Source organism: Albibacillus kandeliae, assembly GCF_003116585.1.
Classification (GTDB): Bacteria; Pseudomonadota; Alphaproteobacteria; order Rhodobacterales; family Rhodobacteraceae; genus Albibacillus; species Albibacillus kandeliae.
This window is the reverse complement of sequence record NZ_QEHM01000014.1, coordinates 56373-72836: the sequence shown is the minus strand read 5'-3', so window position 1 is coordinate 72836 and position 16464 is coordinate 56373. Positions and strand designations below refer to the sequence as shown.

Annotated in this window: 16 protein-coding genes; 6 read left to right on the top strand and 10 right to left on the bottom strand. The window is 65.7% G+C overall.

Translation table 11 applies throughout. The features are described from left to right. Positions 1 to 10 precede the first annotated feature (10 nt). The 10 genes from DDT93_RS24730 to DDT93_RS24685 form a co-directional block, all read right to left on the bottom strand. The gene (locus DDT93_RS24730; RefSeq protein ID WP_109468593.1) at positions 11 to 970 is read right to left on the bottom strand and encodes an ABC transporter permease; all 960 of its coding nucleotides are present in this window, start codon (positions 968 to 970) and stop codon (positions 11 to 13) included. A 1-nt stretch (position 971) separates the two neighbouring features. Then, a complete protein-coding gene (locus tag DDT93_RS24725) occupies positions 972 to 2555 on the bottom strand; it encodes an ABC transporter substrate-binding protein (protein ID WP_109468592.1) in 1584 nt (527 codons plus the stop codon). A gap of 120 nt (positions 2556 to 2675) precedes the next feature. Beyond that, positions 2676 to 4670, bottom strand: a complete 1995-nt coding sequence (locus tag DDT93_RS24720; protein WP_109468591.1) for a CocE/NonD family hydrolase — start codon at positions 4668 to 4670, stop codon at positions 2676 to 2678. 32 nt (positions 4671 to 4702) lie between these two features. Next, a complete protein-coding gene (locus DDT93_RS24715; protein ID WP_109468590.1) occupies positions 4703 to 5824 on the bottom strand; it encodes a glycerate kinase type-2 family protein in 1122 nt (373 codons plus the stop codon). Next, positions 5821 to 6258, bottom strand: a complete 438-nt coding sequence (gene dtd, locus DDT93_RS24710; protein ID WP_109468621.1) for a D-aminoacyl-tRNA deacylase — start codon at positions 6256 to 6258, stop codon at positions 5821 to 5823. Before dtd ends, DDT93_RS24715 begins: the two co-directional genes overlap by 4 nt. Continuing rightward, positions 6258 to 6932, bottom strand: coding sequence for a nitroreductase (locus DDT93_RS24705; protein WP_109468589.1), 675 nt, complete (start codon positions 6930 to 6932; stop codon positions 6258 to 6260). Before DDT93_RS24705 ends, dtd begins: the two co-directional genes overlap by 1 nt. Positions 6933 to 7008: 76 nt before the next feature. Beyond that, positions 7009 to 8634, bottom strand: coding sequence for an AMP-binding protein (locus DDT93_RS24700; RefSeq protein WP_109468588.1), 1626 nt, complete (start codon positions 8632 to 8634; stop codon positions 7009 to 7011). A 218-nt stretch (positions 8635 to 8852) separates the two neighbouring features. Then, positions 8853 to 10181, bottom strand: coding sequence for an MATE family efflux transporter (locus DDT93_RS24695; RefSeq protein ID WP_109468587.1), 1329 nt, complete (start codon positions 10179 to 10181; stop codon positions 8853 to 8855). Next, positions 10174 to 10680 carry a PaaI family thioesterase gene (locus DDT93_RS24690; RefSeq protein WP_109468586.1) on the bottom strand — a complete coding sequence of 169 codons (507 nt, stop codon included), beginning with the start codon at positions 10678 to 10680 and terminating at the stop codon, positions 10174 to 10176. Before DDT93_RS24690 ends, DDT93_RS24695 begins: the two co-directional genes overlap by 8 nt. Continuing rightward, on the bottom strand, positions 10680 to 11099 hold the full coding sequence (locus DDT93_RS24685) for a PaaI family thioesterase (RefSeq protein ID WP_109468585.1): 420 nt from the start codon (positions 11097 to 11099) through the stop codon (positions 10680 to 10682). The genes DDT93_RS24690 and DDT93_RS24685 overlap by 1 nt, the downstream gene beginning before the upstream one ends. 116 nt (positions 11100 to 11215) lie before the next feature. Here DDT93_RS24685 and DDT93_RS24680 point away from each other — a divergent pair, with 116 nt between their 5' ends. The 6 genes from DDT93_RS24680 to DDT93_RS24655 all read left to right on the top strand — a co-directional run bounded on the left by DDT93_RS24680 (position 11216) and on the right by DDT93_RS24655 (position 16462). Next, a complete protein-coding gene (locus tag DDT93_RS24680; RefSeq protein WP_109468584.1) occupies positions 11216 to 11584 on the top strand; it encodes a MerR family transcriptional regulator in 369 nt (122 codons plus the stop codon). Between the two features lie 217 nt (positions 11585 to 11801). Further along, positions 11802 to 12203 (top strand): MerR family transcriptional regulator, encoded by a 402-nt coding sequence (locus DDT93_RS24675; RefSeq protein WP_109468583.1) that lies wholly within the window; start codon positions 11802 to 11804, stop codon positions 12201 to 12203. Positions 12204 to 12260: 57 nt separating this feature from the next. Further along, positions 12261 to 14042, top strand: a complete 1782-nt coding sequence (locus DDT93_RS24670; RefSeq protein WP_109468582.1) for an acyl-CoA dehydrogenase C-terminal domain-containing protein — start codon at positions 12261 to 12263, stop codon at positions 14040 to 14042. Between the two features lie 107 nt (positions 14043 to 14149). Further along, entirely contained in the window at positions 14150 to 14362 is a 213-nt protein-coding gene (locus DDT93_RS24665) for a hypothetical protein (protein ID WP_109468581.1), read from the top strand. A gap of 21 nt (positions 14363 to 14383) precedes the next feature. Further along, positions 14384 to 15541 carry an acyl-CoA dehydrogenase family protein gene (locus tag DDT93_RS24660; protein ID WP_109468580.1) on the top strand — a complete coding sequence of 386 codons (1158 nt, stop codon included), beginning with the start codon at positions 14384 to 14386 and terminating at the stop codon, positions 15539 to 15541. A gap of 282 nt (positions 15542 to 15823) precedes the next feature. Further along, on the top strand, positions 15824 to 16462 hold the full coding sequence (locus DDT93_RS24655) for a glutathione S-transferase family protein (RefSeq protein ID WP_109468579.1): 639 nt from the start codon (positions 15824 to 15826) through the stop codon (positions 16460 to 16462). Positions 16463 to 16464 lie beyond the last annotated feature (2 nt).

The window sequence follows — 16464 nt, the reverse complement described above, 5'->3', positions numbered from 1 at the left end:
CTCGTCCTCCCTATTTCGGATGCCGCAGGCGCGGGTTGGCGAGGATCGAGACAACGTCCGCGATCAGGTTCATGCCGATGTAGACGGCGGCGAAGATCAGGCCGCAGGCCTGCACCACCGGTACGTCGCGCTTGGACACGTGATCGACCAGGTATTGCCCCATCCCGGGGTAGACGAAGACGACTTCGATCACCACGACACCCACGACGAGGTAGGCGAGGTTCAGCATCACCACGTTGACGATCGGTGCGATCGAGTTCGGGAAGGCATGGCGCCAGATGATGGTGAACATCCTCAGCCCCTTGAGTTCCGCGGTCTCGATATAGGCCGACTGCATCACGTTGAGGATCGCCGCCCGGGTCATCCGCATCATGTGCGCCAGAACCACGAAGGTCAGCACCGCCACCGGCAGGGCGATGGATTCGAGCCGGGTGAACAGGTCCGCGTCGGGGCGGTAGGAAATCGCCGTCGAGGGGAACCAGCGCAACTTGACCCCGATGAAGAACATCAGGAGGTAGCCGATCAGGAACTCGGGCACCGAGATCGAGGCGAGGGTGAAGGCCGAGATGACCTTGTCGGGCCAGCGGTCGCGGTAACGGACCGCGAGCAGGCCAAGGAAGATCGCGAGCGGAACCGCGATGACGGCTGCCCAGAAGGCAAGGAACAGCGTGTTTCCAAGGCGTCGGCCTATCTCGGTCGCGATGTCGAGGCGCGAGGTGAGCGCCGTGCCGAGATCACCATGCAGCGCGCCGCCAAGCCACGAAAAGTATCGCGTGACGACGGGGTCGTTCAGACCCAGCTCCTTGCGAAGATTGGCGAGCGCTTCGGGAGTGGCGGACTGCCCCAGGATCGACTGGGCCACGTCCCCGGGAAGAATGTTCGTCCCTGCGAAGATCAGGATCGAAACGAGGAACAGCAGAAGTAGGCCCAGCGCGATGCGCTGGGCCAGAAGTTTTACAAGTGTCGGCATATCACGCGACGACCCACATTTTCAGCGGGGCGTAAGAGTTCATCAGGGCATAGCCCGCGACACCCTCTTCCCAGCCCGCGATCTTGTCGGTGGTTGCGTCGATGAAGTCGTTGAACATCGGGCAGATCAGACCGCCCTCGTTGTGCAGGATGTTGCCCATGTCTGCATACATCTGCTTGCGCTTGGCGTCGTCGAGTTCGCCGCGCGCGGCGATCAGGAGCTGGTCGAACTGCTCGTTCTTGAACTTGGTGTCGTTCCAGTCCGCCGACGAGAGGTACGCCGTGGTGTACATCTGGTCCTGCGTCGGGCGACCGCCCCAGTAGCTGGTGCAGAAGGGCTGGACGTTCCAGACTTCGGACCAGTAGCCGTCGTTCGGTTCGCGCTTGATCTCCATGTTGATGCCCGCGGCAGCCAGCGACTGCTGGTAGAGCGCGGCGGCATCCGGAGCACCGGGGAAGGAGTTGTCCGAGGTCCGCAGCAGGATCGAGCCGTCGTAGCCCGACTTGTCGAAGTGGAACTTGGCCTTGTCCGGATCGTACTCGCGCTGCTCGATCTCGGTGAAGTAGGGGTAGGAGGCGTTGATCGGGGTATCGTTGCCGATCGAGCCATAGCCGAACAGGATCTTGTCGACCATTTCCTGGCGGTTGATGCCGTACTTCAGCGCAAGACGCACGTCGTTGTTGTCGAACGGCGCGGTGTTGCAGTGGGCGATGAACACGTAGTGGCCCGGGCCCTTGGTCGAGTAGACGTTGACGCCCGGTGCGCGAGCGACGAGACCGGCGGTGCGCGGCGGCACGCGGTCGATCATGTGGACCTGGCCCGACTGCAGCGCCGCGACGCGGGCGGTGTTGTCGTTGATGACCACGATCTCGATGGTTTCGGCGTTGCCCAGATCACCCCAGTAGTTCGGGTTCTTCTCGGCAACGATGCGAACGCCCATCTCGGCGCTCTTGATGATGTAGGGGCCGGTGCCGATGGCTGCCGCCGGATCGTCCTTGCCGCCGCCGGGCTGGATGATCAGGTGGTAATCGGCCAGCAGGTAGGGAAGGTCGGCGTTCGGCGTTTCGAGTTCGAAGATGACGGTGTCGCCCTCGGCCTTGACGCTGGAAATGCCGCGCATGATGCCGAGCGCACCCGACTTGGTGTCTTCGCCCGAGTGACGGTCCATGGTTTCGACCACGTCTTCGGCGGTCACGTCCTTGCCGTTCGAGAACTGGATGCCGGAGCGGATCTTGAAGGTCCAGACCTTGGCGTCGGGCGAGGATTCAAAGCTCTCGGCGACCTTGCCTTCGACGCTGCCGTCGGGCGCCAGCTCGACCAGGGACTCGCCCCAGAGACGGATGGCGCTGAGCGCGACCTGGTTGGTGGCCAGGGCGGGGTCGAGGCTGTCGGACGAGCTGCCGCCCTGAAGGCCGACGATCATGGTGCCGCCCTTCTGCGCTCCGGCGGCGCGGACGGCGTCGGCCAGCATGGTGTTGGCGGCGAAAGCGGACAGGCCCAGCGCCGAGGCGCGGCCAAGAAATTCGCGGCGGGACAGGCGTCCTGCACCCACGCGCCACTTAAGGTAGTCGAGTTGGTCTTTCATGAGGTTCTCCCGTGGTAAGTCATCTGCGTTTTGAGGCAGTTTTTGTTGATTGGTGAGTCAACGTACGCGTATTTCCGCCCACCTCGCAAGTGTTAATGGTTTCGGATCGTGACACGCGCGTTACAGGTGATCGCGGGCGATGCGGTCCTCCACGCTGCGCTCATAGATCAGCTTTTCGTTCTCGTACGCCTCGAGCTTGGCCTCGAGGTAGAAGGTGGTGGCATCCGACCACATGCTGCAGCTGGTTTCCGTCCTCAGCACGATGTCGCCGCGCTCCTGCTCCTGGGTCCAGTGGCAGAAACCCTTGGCCGAAAGCGGGTCGTCGGGGTGGATGGTCCAGCGCTCCCGCGCGATCTCGCCGTTGATCAGCCCGTGCTCGAGATCGCGGACCTTGCCCATCTGATCCTCGATCACCAGGTGGACCTCACCGGTGACCTGATCGATCTCGGTGCGGCGCGTGCTGGTGGCCTCGCGCAGGGTCTCGATCTGCCAGGGTTTCTCGGCATCGGGCGGCGGAAAGGCACATTCGTCCCCGTTGGCCGTGGCGCGGACGGGGAGGGCCATCCGGCCGCCGCTGATGGTCAGTTGACCAGCCTCGGGCGAGGGCCAGAGCAGGGGCCAGTAGGCATTGGAGACCGACAGCCGCATCCGGTGCCCGCGCGGCAGGCGATAGGCGATATGATCGAGGCTGATGGTGATCTCGGTCGGCACGCAGGGTTGCAGCGCCTTGGGCTCGGCCGGACCATCGCGGTGGCTGAGATTCAGCACGCCATAGGTGATCCGGGTCGAGGCGCCGTCAGCGTCGAGGTCGCAGAGGCGCACCGCGATCTGGGCCTGCGGTTTGTCCGACGTGATCGTGAAGGTGATCTTCGCCGCCCCGACGATGTCGGTTGTCTCGGCCAGTGGCTGGGAATCGAAGCAGACCGACAGGGCGTCGTCGCCGCGCTGGTCGCCCGGCATCTCCGGCCCCAGCCAGATGGCGCAGTACTCGCCTGCCGCCGCGCCGCAATGGGCGGGGGAGGCGACGAGGCGGTTGCAGTCGCCCGCGGACTGCGCCAGGCCGGCATCGGTCAGGTACCAGTCCTGCAGCGGCAGGTGCGCGGTGGCCCCCTCGGCCTCGGTGATCCAGCGGCCCGCGCGCTCAGTGTACCACGTGGCGGGGCGCACCGAGTCCATCAGGTAGACGCGGTAATCCGGGTCATCCTCGACGCCGGTGTCCTTGCCCTTGAGCCACTGGTCCCACCAGCGCAGCGCTTCCTGCAGGAAGCCGATGCGCGGCTCGGGCACGGCGAAATGCGGGTACTTGTGGATCCACGGGCCGATGATGCCCTTGGCGCCTTCGACGTTCTCGACCAGCTGCGGAACCGCGTTCTTGTAGCTGTCGCCCCAGCCGCCGACGGCCAGCACCTTGGCTTTCAGCTTGGAATAATCCTCGCAGACCGACCCGTGCCGCCAGTACTCATCACGCCGCTGGTGGCGCAGCCAGAGCGAGGGCAGGAAAGGTTCGTTCTCGAGCCGGTCCAGCCACATCTCGCGCCAGTCGTCGCGCAGGGCCGGATCCGGAGCGCGGGAGGAGAAGGACCACATGGTCGCGCCCCATCCCATGTTCTCGTTCAGCAGGCAGCCGCCCTTGTAATGGATGTCATCGGCGAACCGGTCGACCGTGGAGCAGAGCGTGATGATCGCTTTCAGCGCCTCGGGTTCGCGCGCCGCGACCTGCAGCGAGTTGAACCCGCCCCAACTGATACCCATCATGCCGACGTTGCCGTTGGTCCAGGGCTGGGCGGCGAGCCACTCGATCACCTCGATGGCGTCATCCTGTTCCTGCAGGGCGTACTCATCCTCCATCAGCCCTTCGCTATCGCCGTTACCGCGCATGTCGACGCGGACGCAGGCATAGCCGCGCTTGGCGAACCACGGATGGGTGAGGGCATCGCGGGCGGTGGTGCCGTCGCGCTTGCGGTAGGGGAGGTACTCAAGGATGACAGGAACCGGGTCGTCACCGGCATCCACCGGCCTCCAGACCCGTGCCGAAAGGCGGCATCCGTCAGAAAGGACAATCCCGAGGTCGGGCAGCTCTTCGATCTCGCGCAGGGCGTTTGATGCAGAAGTCATGGGCGCAGGTCTCTGAAACCGCTGTATAAATGTCAACCCTGAGAGGGAAGTTTCAGGGCGATGACCAGATCCATCACATTTGTGCCGGTCGGACCTGTCGTCAAAAGCGCCCCTTTTTCCGCTAGATACGACCCGCTGTCACATTGGGTGAGAAACTCCGCCGCGCGGGGCTCCCAGGTGGTGCCATCCACGACGCCGCCTGCCGCATTTGTGGGCCCGTCGCTGCCATCGGTCCCGCCGACGACGATGGTGATGCCTGTTTTTCCGGCAATCTCCCGGGCCAGCGCAAGCGCCAAAGCCTGGTTGCGCCCGCCTTCGCCGGGCTCGTCGGGCAGAACCACGGTGGGCTCTCCGCCCAGCACGATGACGCCGGGCGCCATGTCGCGGATGCGCGGCCCCCAGTAGGCCGCCACAGCCAAGTAATCGTCGTGCAGCGCCTCTTCCTCGCAGAGTACGGCGAGCCCTTCGGTCTCAGCGGCCGCCACGGCGGCGGCGCGCGCGATGGCATTGGACGCAACGATCTCGGTCGTGACCTCGAAGGCGGGGGTCTCCGGTGGCGCGCCGATGCCGGAGCCGATGACCATCAGATCATCCCCCGGCACATCCGAGATGGCCAGCACCCGGACCGAGGCTCCCCCGAACCGCGACAGCAGCCCGCCGCCCTTGACCCGGCTGATCCGCCGCCGTTCCACGTTGATGGCGCCGATGTCCTTGCCGCTGGCCAGCAGCCGCCGGTTCAGCGCGGCCAGATCGTCAAGTGTCTTGCCCTCGACAAGATCCTCGGCGAGGGCAGAGGCCCCGCCCGAAACCAGCAGCAGCAGGCGCGCGCCCGTCGTCATGGCCTCGACCGCCTCGACCAGCGCGCGCCCGCCCTTCAGGCTGCGCGCATCCGGCACCGGGTGGCTCGATTCGATCAGTTCGACCCCGTCGGGCAATCCTTCGCCATGTCCGTCCTTGGTCACCACCAGCGCCGGAACATGGCCGTAGTGATCCAATGCGGCCCGGGTCATGGACCCCGCCGCCTTGCCGACCGCGAGGATGCGATCGGGCCTATCTCCGCCGTTCTCCTTCAGCGCCCGCGCGACGGACTCGTAGCCGCCGACCGCGTCGACCCCGGCCTGCCAGAGGACGATGGCCCGGTCGCGCCCGGTCATACGTCCATCCAGATCGTGACGGGCCCGTCGTTGACGAGGCTGACCGCCATGTCCGCGCCGAACCGACCGGTGGCGACAGGGATGCCCTGTTCCGTCACGGCGCGCGCAAAGTACTCGTAGAGCCGCTCGCCCTCCTCGGGCGGTGCGGCGGTCGAAAAACCGGGCCGGTTCCCGCGCGAGGTATCGGCGGCGAGCGTGAACTGGCTCACCACCAGCGCGCCGCCCCCGGTATCGAGGAGAGACAGGTTCATCTTGTCCGCCTCGTCCTTGAAGATGCGCATCTTGGCGATCTTCGCGGCCAGCTTGTCGGCCTGCGCCTCGGTATCGCCCTGCATGGCGCAGATCAGGATCAGGACGCCCGCTCCGACCTCGCCGATCACGGCGCCGCCAACGCTGACGCTCGCCGAACTTACCCGTTGGACCAGCGCCCGCATCAGCCTCTCCACTCCACGATCTCGTCCAGCCCGGCACGTTCGGTGCGGAAGGCATTGACCGGGTCGTCCATGTCGGCATAGCCGAAGGAGATGGCGCAGAGCGTCAGCCTGTCTTCCCCGATCCCGAAGTAGCGGTGCAGGAAGGGCGAGTAGCTTGCCACCGCTGCCTGCGGGATGGTCGCGACCCCCTCTGCCTGCGCGGCAAGGGTAAAGGCGGTGACGAAACCGCCGGTATCCATCGCGCCGTACCCGCCGAGCTCGGCGGGCGAGGAGACGATTGCACAATGCGGCGCATCGAAGAGGTCGAAGTTGCGCATGTTCTGCCGGGCCGAGCCCTCGCGGTCGCCCTTCTGCACGCCCACCGCCTCGTAGAGTGCCCAGCCGCAGGTGCGCCGCCGGTCTTGGTAGACGCCGGTATAGCGCGTGGGGAAGGGCAGGTCAGCCGAGAAGCTGGCACTCGCGACCTCGGCTTTGAGCGCCTCGCGGAAGGCATCGGTCTCGGCGCCGCTGGTGATGATCAGTTGCCAGGGCTGCGCATTGCACCACGAGGGCACCTTCCGCGCCGTGGTCACGATACGCTCGATCACCGCGCGCGGCACCGGGTCGGGCCGGAAGGCGCGGCAAGAAAAACGTGCGGACATCAGCGCGTCGAGGTCCGCCGGGCTCGTTGTCATGAAAACTCTCCTGTCATGGCCCGCAGGATGCGGGCCTGCCATGCGTGGGACAAGGCCAAAGCCATGGCCCGGCCGATCACAGCTCCTTGGCGATCTTGCGCAGTTCGAACTTCTGGATCTTGCCGGTCGAGGTCTTGGGCAGTTCCTGGAACACGACGGTCTTGGGGGTCTTGAAGCCCGCCAGCGTCTGCCGGCAGAAGGCGATAAGCCCCTTGTCGTCCTCCGCCGCACCCGGCTTCAGCTCGACAAAGGCGCAGGGCACCTCGCCCCACTTCTCGTCCGGCTTCGCCACCACGGCGCAGAGGTTCACGTCGGGGTGGGACATCAGAACGCCCTCGACCTCGACCGAGGAGATGTTCTCGCCGCCCGAGATGATCACGTCCTTGGCGCGGTCGGTGATCTGGATATAGCCGTCGGGGTGCTGCACGGCGATGTCGCCCGAGTGGAAATAACCGCCCTTGAAGGCCTCTTCCGTGGCTTCCGGGTTCTTGTAGTAGCCCTTCATCACGCCGTTGCCGCGCATGACGATCTCGCCCTGCTCGTGTCCATCCATGTGGATCTGGTGCATCTGGTCGTCGAGCACCGTGATATGCTCGAAGATCGGCATGGCCACGCCCTGACGCGCCTTGATCGCGGCGCGGTCGTCGCCCGCGAGGTGATCCCAGTGCTCGCCCCAGGTGCATTCCGTGGCCGGGCCGTAGGTCTCGGTCAGGCCATAGACCTGGGTGACGTTGAAGCCCATCGGCTCGATCTTGGCCAGCGTCGCCGGTGCAGGGGGCGCGCCGGCGGTAAAGACCTCGACGGTATGGTCGAAACTGCGTTTTTCGGACGCGGGCGCGTTCACCAGCATGTTCAACACGATGGGCGCGCCGCCGAAATGGGTCACGCCCTCGTCGGCGATGGCGTCGAATATCGCGGGCGCGGTGATGTCGCGGCAGCAGACCAGCCGCCCGCCGACCATCGGCATCATCCAGGTGTGGCACCAGCCGTTGCAGTGAAACAGCGGCACGATGGTCAGGTAGACCGGGCGCAGCACCATGCGCCAACTCAGCACCTGCCCCATGGCGTTCAGGTAGGCGCCGCGATGGTGATAGACCACGCCCTTGGGGTGTCCGGTGGTGCCGGAGGTGTAGTTCAGCGCGATGCTCTCCCACTCGTCCTCGGGCAGGACCCATTGAAACGCGGGGTCGGCCTTGGACAGCATGTCCTCGTAGAGCGGGTGGCGCCCGGTGGCCGGGTGTCCGTGCTCGGCATCCGGCACCTCGATCAGGACAGGTTTCTCGCCCTTCATCTGCGCCATCGCCGCCTCGGCGAGGGGGACGAACTGGCTGTCGGCCAGCACCACCTTCGCCTCGCCGTGGTCGAAGATATAGGCGACCGTGGCCACGTCGAGCCGGGTGTTGATGGTGTTCAGCACCGCGCCGCAGGCGGGCACGCCGAAATGCGCCTCGGCCTGCGCGGGCAGGTTGGGGATCAGCGTCGCCACCACCTCGCCGGGCTTCACCCCGATCGCCGCGAGGGCAGAGGCAAGGCGGGTCACGCGGTCATGATACTCGCCATAGGTCTTGCGGTGCGCGCCATAGACCACCGCGAGCTCGTCACGATAGATCCGCGCCGCCCGCTGCAGGCCCGAGAGCGGCGTCAGCGGCATGTAATTGGCCGCGCTGCGGCCCAGCCCGGTTTCGTCCTTCATCCAGCCCATGATCAGCCTCCCCTCCTGCTATGGCGCGGATACTGCGATGGAAAACCGGGATTGAAAAGGGGGCGCGACCACCCTCGCGGCGATCCCGGCGGGGCCGTCGGGCCGTGAGTATTTGAAGAAAAGAGATGGGACTGGCGCCGCGCCCCTGACTTCTTTTCTCCAGAAATACTCAAATTCTAACCGACGTTTGCGCAACGCCGGGGACGGGGGCCTGCGTCTCAGGCCGCGCCCGTTGCCGCCGCGCGTTCCAGCGCGGGGTAGCGTAGGGCCAGGGTCACGCCGCGCGCGGCAAAGGAGATCAGGAAGGCGAGCCATAGGCCGTGATTGCCGAAGGCGGGCAGCAGGATCATGACCGCGACGGCGTAGACCAGCGCCGAGACGATCATCATGTTGCGCATGTCGGCGGTGCGGGTGGCGCCGATGAAGATGCCGTCGAGCATGAAGGGCAGCAGCCCGATCAGCGGCAGGAACAGCATGTAGATCAGATAGACCCGCGCCTCGCTCTGCACCGGGACCGACGTGGTCATCAGGTCGATGATGCTTCCGCCCCAGAGGGTAAAAGCGAGAGTCAGCAGCAGCACGCCGCCGAGCGACCATAGGCTGGCAAGGCGGATCGAGCGGCGCAGGCGCGGGATGTTGGCGGCGCCCACGGCCTGACCCACCAGGGCCTCGGCGGCGAAGGCGAAGCCGTCAAGCGCGCAGGCGGTGATCTCGATGAACTGCAGCAGGATCTGGTTGGCGGCGAGGGTGACGTCGCCGAAATCGGAACCGAGGAACAGGAAGGAGACCGAGATCGAGACCAGCAGCATGGAGCGGATCATGATGTCGGCATTCACCGCGATCATCCGCTTCAGCCGCGCGGGGTCGAAGACGCGGGGCCAGTCGCACCAGGCCGGGCTGGCAAAGGCGTCGCGGCAGAGCCAGAGCGCCAGCGCGAGGCCGCTCCAGTCGGCGAGGAAGGTGGCAAAGGCTACGCCGCGCACGCCCCAGCCAAGCCCGAGCACGAAGAGCAGGTCCAGCCCCATGTTGATGCCGTTCATCCACAGTTGCAGGCCCAGCACGGCGCGGGTGCGCTCCTGTGCGATCAGCCAGCCGGTGATGCCGAAGATCGAGATGGCGGCGGGGGCCGACCAGATGCGGATGGTCATGTACTGCCGCGCCAGCGTCTCGACCTCTTCCGAGGCGGGCGAGATGCGGAAGGCCCCCCAGAACAGGGGGAACTGCAGCAGGATCAGCGCCACACCCGCCGCGGCGCCGACGATCAGGGCGCGCACCAGCAGGGCGGTCACCTCGCCCGTTCGTCCGGCGCCGTGGGCCTGGCTGGTCAGCCCGGTGGTGCCCATGCGCAGGAAGCCGAAGAACCAGTAGAGCGAGGTCAGGATGATCGAGCCGATGCCGACGGCCCCGATCGGTGCGGCCTGGCCGAGTTGGCCCACCACGCCTGTATCGACCGCCCCGAGGATCGGGACGGTGACGTTGGCCAGCACGATCGGCAGGGCGATCTTGAGGACTCGGCCGTGGGTGATCGGCCTTGCCGCGTCAGCCACCGCGTTTGCCCGGCATCAGGAAATGGCCGGTCGCCTGGGCGAAGAGACGGTCCTTGTTGTCCTGCCAGGCCTCGGCGCGGACCGAGGCATAGCGCCGACCCTGACGGTTCACCGTGGCGCGGGCGTAGGCGTCACGCGGCAGGCCGGTGCGCAGGTAGTCGACGGTGAAGTCGATGGTCTTGGGCAACCGCGGCATGGTTTCGGGCGTGACATCGGTCAGGTCGATCTCGCCGCTCTCGATGTCGGGCCAGAGGTAGGCCCAGCTGAGGGTGATGATCGAGGTCACCTCGAGGAAGGCCGCCGTCACCCCGCCGTGGATCGCCGGAAGGGTGGGGTTCCCGATCACGCGGTCGGAGAAATGCAGCACGCCTGTCAGTTCGTCACCGCGGCGGTCGAAGGTGATGTCCAGAAAGCGGATGTAGGGGACCCCGGCGACCAGCGCCTTGAGCGCGGCGTCGCGGCGTTGCTTGACCACCTGCACCGGTTCGGGCTGAGGCATCACCGGCCCTCCTGAGTGAAGGAGCCGGAGGCCACCGCGACGGGGCGGCCGGTATCGTCGTCCACCGCCTCGGCCCGCACGAAGGCGACTGAGCGGGTGATGTGGTGGCAGGTCGCGCGGGCCACGATGGTCTGGCCCGGCGTGGCCGCGCGCATGTACTCGATGCGCAAGTCGATGGTGGCCGTCACGCCGGTCGACTTGGGGTGGCTCATCACCGCGGCGCCGCAGCAGGTGTCCATGACCGTCGAGACGGCGCCGCCGTGGATGACGCCGGTCGCTGGATCACCGACGAGTCGCGGGTCGTAGGGCATGGCGATCTCGGCGTGTCCGTCGCCGATCCGGGTCACCGTCAGGCCCAGCTCGCGGGCGTGCGGCAAGGCCGTAATGAATTGTTGCGCCAGCTTTTCCTTGTGATCCATCTGCGGCTCCGGTCGTCTGCCGTTCCTTTTGATCAGGACGTTGCCGAAAGGGCAAGCCCGCCGGTTGCGCTTGGTCGCGACCCGCCGTAGGGTCACGTCAGAAACAAGAGGGCCCTATGTCTGACACCCGTCTGTCATTCAAGGAAATGTGCGCCAAGTTCGATGTGACCCCGCGCACCCTGCGGTATTACGAGTATATCGAGCTGCTCAAACCCGAGCGGGAGGGGCGCTCGCGCTTCTATGGTCCGCGCGAAGTGGCGCGGATGAAGCTGATCCTGAGGGGCCGGCGCTGGGGATTCCAGCTCGAGGGGATTCGCCAGTGGCTGCTTCTCTACGACGAGGAGGGGAACGCGGCGCAGATGCAGACCTTCATCGAGATGGCCGACCGCCAGCTTCTGGACCTCGCCGAGCAGCGTCGCCAGATCGAAGAGGCGATGTCCGAACTCAAGCAGCAACGGGACGAACTCGCCCGGGGTCTGGAGTAGTCCGGTGGCCCGCCCGGCCGGTCACGCGCTGCGACGCCGGTCGGACCCCGAGCACGAGGCCGCGATACGAAATTTCGGGATACCGTGACTTCACGACATACTGTTACGTCAATCTGGCTGTGACGTGACGTCGAGCTTACGTGCACGTCAACTGCTGTTGTAAACGGTGGGCGAGATCCTCAATTCGTCGCCGTTCAAGCAAGTGGAAAATGGAACGATGACAGAAACGACCATGACGATCCGCGAAATGTGCGAGGCTTTCGAAGTCACTCCGCGCACCCTGCGGTTCTACGAATCCAAGGAACTGCTGGCGCCGATCCGGCAGGGGCAGAAGCGGCTGTTCACCAAGCGTGACCGCGCGCGGCTCAAGCTGATCCTGCGCGGCAAGCGCTTCGGGTTCTCGCTGGAAGAGATTCGCCAGCTGCTCGACCTGTACTACGTCGGCGATCAGCAGCACACGCAGCTGAAGCGGACGGTCGAGATCGCCCGCGAGCGTCTCTCCGACATGGAGCGCCAGCGCGACGAGCTGACGACGGCGATCGAGGAGCTCAAGGAGCAACTGAACTGGGGCGAGAAGATGGTCGCCGCCAGCCAGGGCGAGCAGAAGGCGGCCGAGTAACACGGCCGCCCGGAGGTCTGCCCGCCGGGACAACGTCTAACGATTGGAGCGCACGACATGCCCACCTATACCGCACCGACCAAGGATTTGCAGTTCGTCCTGCACGACGTCCTGAAGATCGCCGAGGCCGATGTTCCGGGATACAGCGAGCTGGAAGCGGATTTCACCGCGGCCATCCTCGAAGAGGCCGGCAAGATCAGTTCCGAGGTGCTGGCGCCGCTGAACGTGGTGGGCGATACCGAGGGCTGCAAGCTGGAGAACGGCGTGGTGCGCACGCCGACCGGCTTCAAGGAGGCCTTCGAACAGGTCAAGGCCGGCGGCTGGCCCGGGCTCGACATGCCCGAGGAATACGGCGGCCAGAACATGCCCTACGTGCTGAACACCGCCGTGGGCGAGATGTTCTCCTCGGCGAACCAGGCCTTCACGATGTACCAGGGCCTGACCCACGGTGCCGCCTCGGCCATCCTCGCGCATGGCTCTGATGAGCAGAAGAACACCTACCTGCCGAACATGGTCGCCTGCGAATGGACGGGCACCATGAACCTGACCGAACCGCACTGCGGCACCGATCTGGGCCTGATGCGCACCAAGGCCGAACCGCAGGCCGACGGCACCTACAAGATCACCGGGCAGAAGATCTTCATCTCGGCCGGTGAGCACGACATGGCCGACAACATCATCCACCTCGTGCTGGCGAAGATCGTCGGCGGCCCCGAGGGGATCAAGGGCGTCTCGCTCTTCATCGTGCCCAAGTTCATGGTGAAGGAAGACGGCTCCCTTGGCAACCGCAACGCTCTGGCCTGCGGCAAGATCGAGGAGAAGATGGGCATCCACGGCAACTCGACCTGCGTGATGAACTACGACGGCGCCACCGGCTACCTGCTCGGCGAAGAGCACAAGGGCATGCGCGCCATGTTCACCATGATGAACGAAGCGCGGGTCGGCGTCGGCATGCAGGGCCTTGCCCAGGCGGAGGTCGCCTACCAGAACGCTGTGGCCTATGCCAAGGACCGGCTCCAGGGCCGTGACGTGACCGGCGTCAAGAACCCCGACGGCCCGGCCGATCCGCTGATCGTCCACCCGGACATCCGCCGTTCGCTGATGGACCAGAAGAGCTTTGCCGAGGGCGGTCGCGCCTTCATGCTCTGGGGCGCCTCGCTGATCGACCGTGCACACCGCATGGGCGACAAGGACGCTGACGGGCTGGTCTCGCTGATGACTCCGGTGATCAAGGGCTTCCTCACCGACAAGGGCTACGACATGACCGTCCAGGCCCAGCAGATCTACGGCGGCCACGGCTACATCGAGGAACAGGGCATGTCCCAGTTCACCCGCGACGCCCGCATCGCCATGATCTACGAAGGCGCAAACGGCGTGCAGGCGCTGGACCTCGTGGGCCGCAAGCTGGCCGCCGACGGCGGCAAGCACGTGATGGCCTTCTTCGATCTGGTCAAGACCTTCATCAAGGAGAACGGCGAGGCTGACGAGGCCTTCGTGAAGGACTTCCTGAACCCGCTCAAGCAGGCGTCGAAGGACCTGCAGGCGGCAGGCATGTACTTCATGGCCGAGGGCATGAAGAACCCCAACAACGCGCTCTCGGGCTCGACCGACTTCATGCACCTCTTCGGCCATGTCTGCCTCGGCCTGATGTGGGCGCGCATGGGCAAGGTCGCGATGGAAGCGCTTGCGGGCGGGACCTCCGACCCGGAGTTCTACGAGACCAAGCTCGCCACCGGGCGCTACTACATGGCACGCCAGCTGCCGGCGACGGGCATGCACCTCGCCCGCATCCAGAGCGGCGGCGCCACCGTCATGGCGCTCGACGCGGCGAACTTCTGAGACCCGGGGTGGGCGTCCGCGCCCACCCGACACCGGAACGATGTGGTGGCGGGCATCCTGTCCGCCCCCGCGCCATCGGACGGAGCGCCGTCGACAGGAGGAGAGAGATGCCGAAACGCTTCCGGCTGACGCGCCGCTTCCAGGCGGCCATGACCGAGGACGGCTACCGCAGGCTCAAAAGCTTCGCCGCCGAGGCCGGGCTGGACGAGGGCGAGGCGCTGTCCTTCCTGTTCGAGAATTTCACGAGCGTTGTCGACCACGACAACCTCGCGCACCGGCTGCGGCTGTTCAACGCCGAGCTGGACGACCGCAAGCGATGACACGACCCTGGGGAGGATGACATGAAAGACGCTAGTGCCGCCAAGAGCGGGTGGATGACCGACGAGCACCGGATGCTCGCCGACATGACCGCGCAGTTCATCGAGAAGGAATGGGCGCCGAAGTTCGCGGCCTGGCGCCACGCCGGCATCATGGACCGCGAGGCCTGGACCCAGGCCGGCGAACTCGGCCTGCTCTGCCCCTCGATCCCCGAGGCCTACGGCGGCGCCGGGGGCGACTTCGGCCACGAGGCGGTGATCCTGATCGAGGCCGCCCGCGCCAATCTCTCCAGCTGGGGCGCGGCGATCCACGGGCCCATCGTGTCGCACTACATCCTCGCCTACGGCAGCGAGGAGCAGAAACAGCGCTGGCTGCCGAAGATGGTCAGCGGCGAGCTGATCGGCGCGCTGGCGATGACCGAGCCCGCCACCGGCTCCGACGTTCAGGCTATCCGCACCAAGGCGGTGCGCGAGGGCAATTCCTACCGCCTCTCTGGGCAGAAGACCTTCATCTCCAACGGTCAGCACGCCAACCTGATCGTGGTCGCCGCCAAGACCGACCCGGCGCTGGGTGCCAAAGGCGTGTCGCTGGTGGTGGTCGAGACCGACAAGGCGGAAGGCTTCCAGCGCGGCCGCAACCTCGAGAAGGTCGGGATGCACGCGGCCGACACCTCCGAGCTCTTCTTCGACAATGTCGAGATCCCGCCCGAGAACATCCTCGGCGGCGCCGAGGGGCAGGGCTTCTACCAGATGATGAACCAGCTGCCCCAGGAACGGCTGACCATCGCCTGCACCGCGCAAGGCGCCATGGAAGGCGCGCTGGAACGCACCATCGCCTACTGCAAGGAACGCCAGGCCTTCAACGGCCCGCTGACCCAGTTCCAGAACACCCGGTTCAAGCTGGCGGAGTGCAAGACCCGGACCATGGTCTCGCGCGCCTTCCTCGACGAATGCATGGCCGAGCACCTGACCGGAGACCTCACGGTCGACAAGGCGGCAATGGTCAAGCTCTGGTCCACCGAGGCCCAGGGCCAGGTCCTGGACGAATGCCTGCAACTGCACGGCGGTTACGGGTTCATGATGGAATACGCGGTGGGCGAGATGTGGGCGGACGCTCGCGTCCAGCGCATCTACGGCGGCACCAACGAGATCATGAAGGAACTGATCGCGCGGTCGCTCTGACCTCTGGCGCGGCGAGGGCGGCGACGTTCGGATTTTGAGTATTTGGAAAGAGAAGAAATGCAGCTTTCGAAAATACCCCGCCCTCCGGCGCCGATCCAACGCTCCGTCACTCAGGTCGGAGGGCGGGGCTTCTTCCCTTGCGGTCATCGGCTCTCCAGCCTGTACCGCGACATCGATAAAACTCGAGCAAAGTTAAGACAGGGTTACCTTCATAGTTTTTTCTTCTCTTTCTAAATACTCAAATCCCACATCACCCACATGCGCCCGGGGAGGGGCCTTCCGATGACCATCAAACTGCATTGCTTCGGCGAAAGCGGGAATTCCTACAAGGCGGCGCTGGCGCTGCAGCTCTCCGGTCTCGACTGGGAGCCGGTCTATGTCGACTTCTTCAACGGCGCGACCCGCACGCCGGAATACCGTGCCGACGTCAACGAGATGGGCGAAGCGCCGGTCATGGTGGATGGTGACGTGAAGCTGTCGCAGTCCGGCGTGATCCAGCAATATGTCACCGACAAGAGCGGTAAGTTCGGCGGCGCCGACCGGGCCGAGGCCTATGACGTGATGCGCTGGGTGCTCTGGGACAACCACAAGCTTTCTTCGATGGCGGGCATGACCCGCTTCCTGATGAACTTCCTTCCCGAACAGCATCGCAACCCGGACGTGATCGCCTTTAGCCAGGGGCGGCTCAAGGCCGCCTATGCGGTGCTCGACGCCCATCTGAAGGGGCGCGACTGGATCGTCGGTCGCGACGTCACCAATGCGGACCTCTCCTGCTGTGGCTATCTCTACTACCCGGAACCCTTTGGCTTTGACCGCAAGGACTGGCCCAACATCGACGCCTGGCTGACGCGCCTCAGTGAGCAGCCGGGCTGGAAACACCCCTATGGCTTGATGCCCGGCTCCCCCGCGGACCGGGCCTGAAG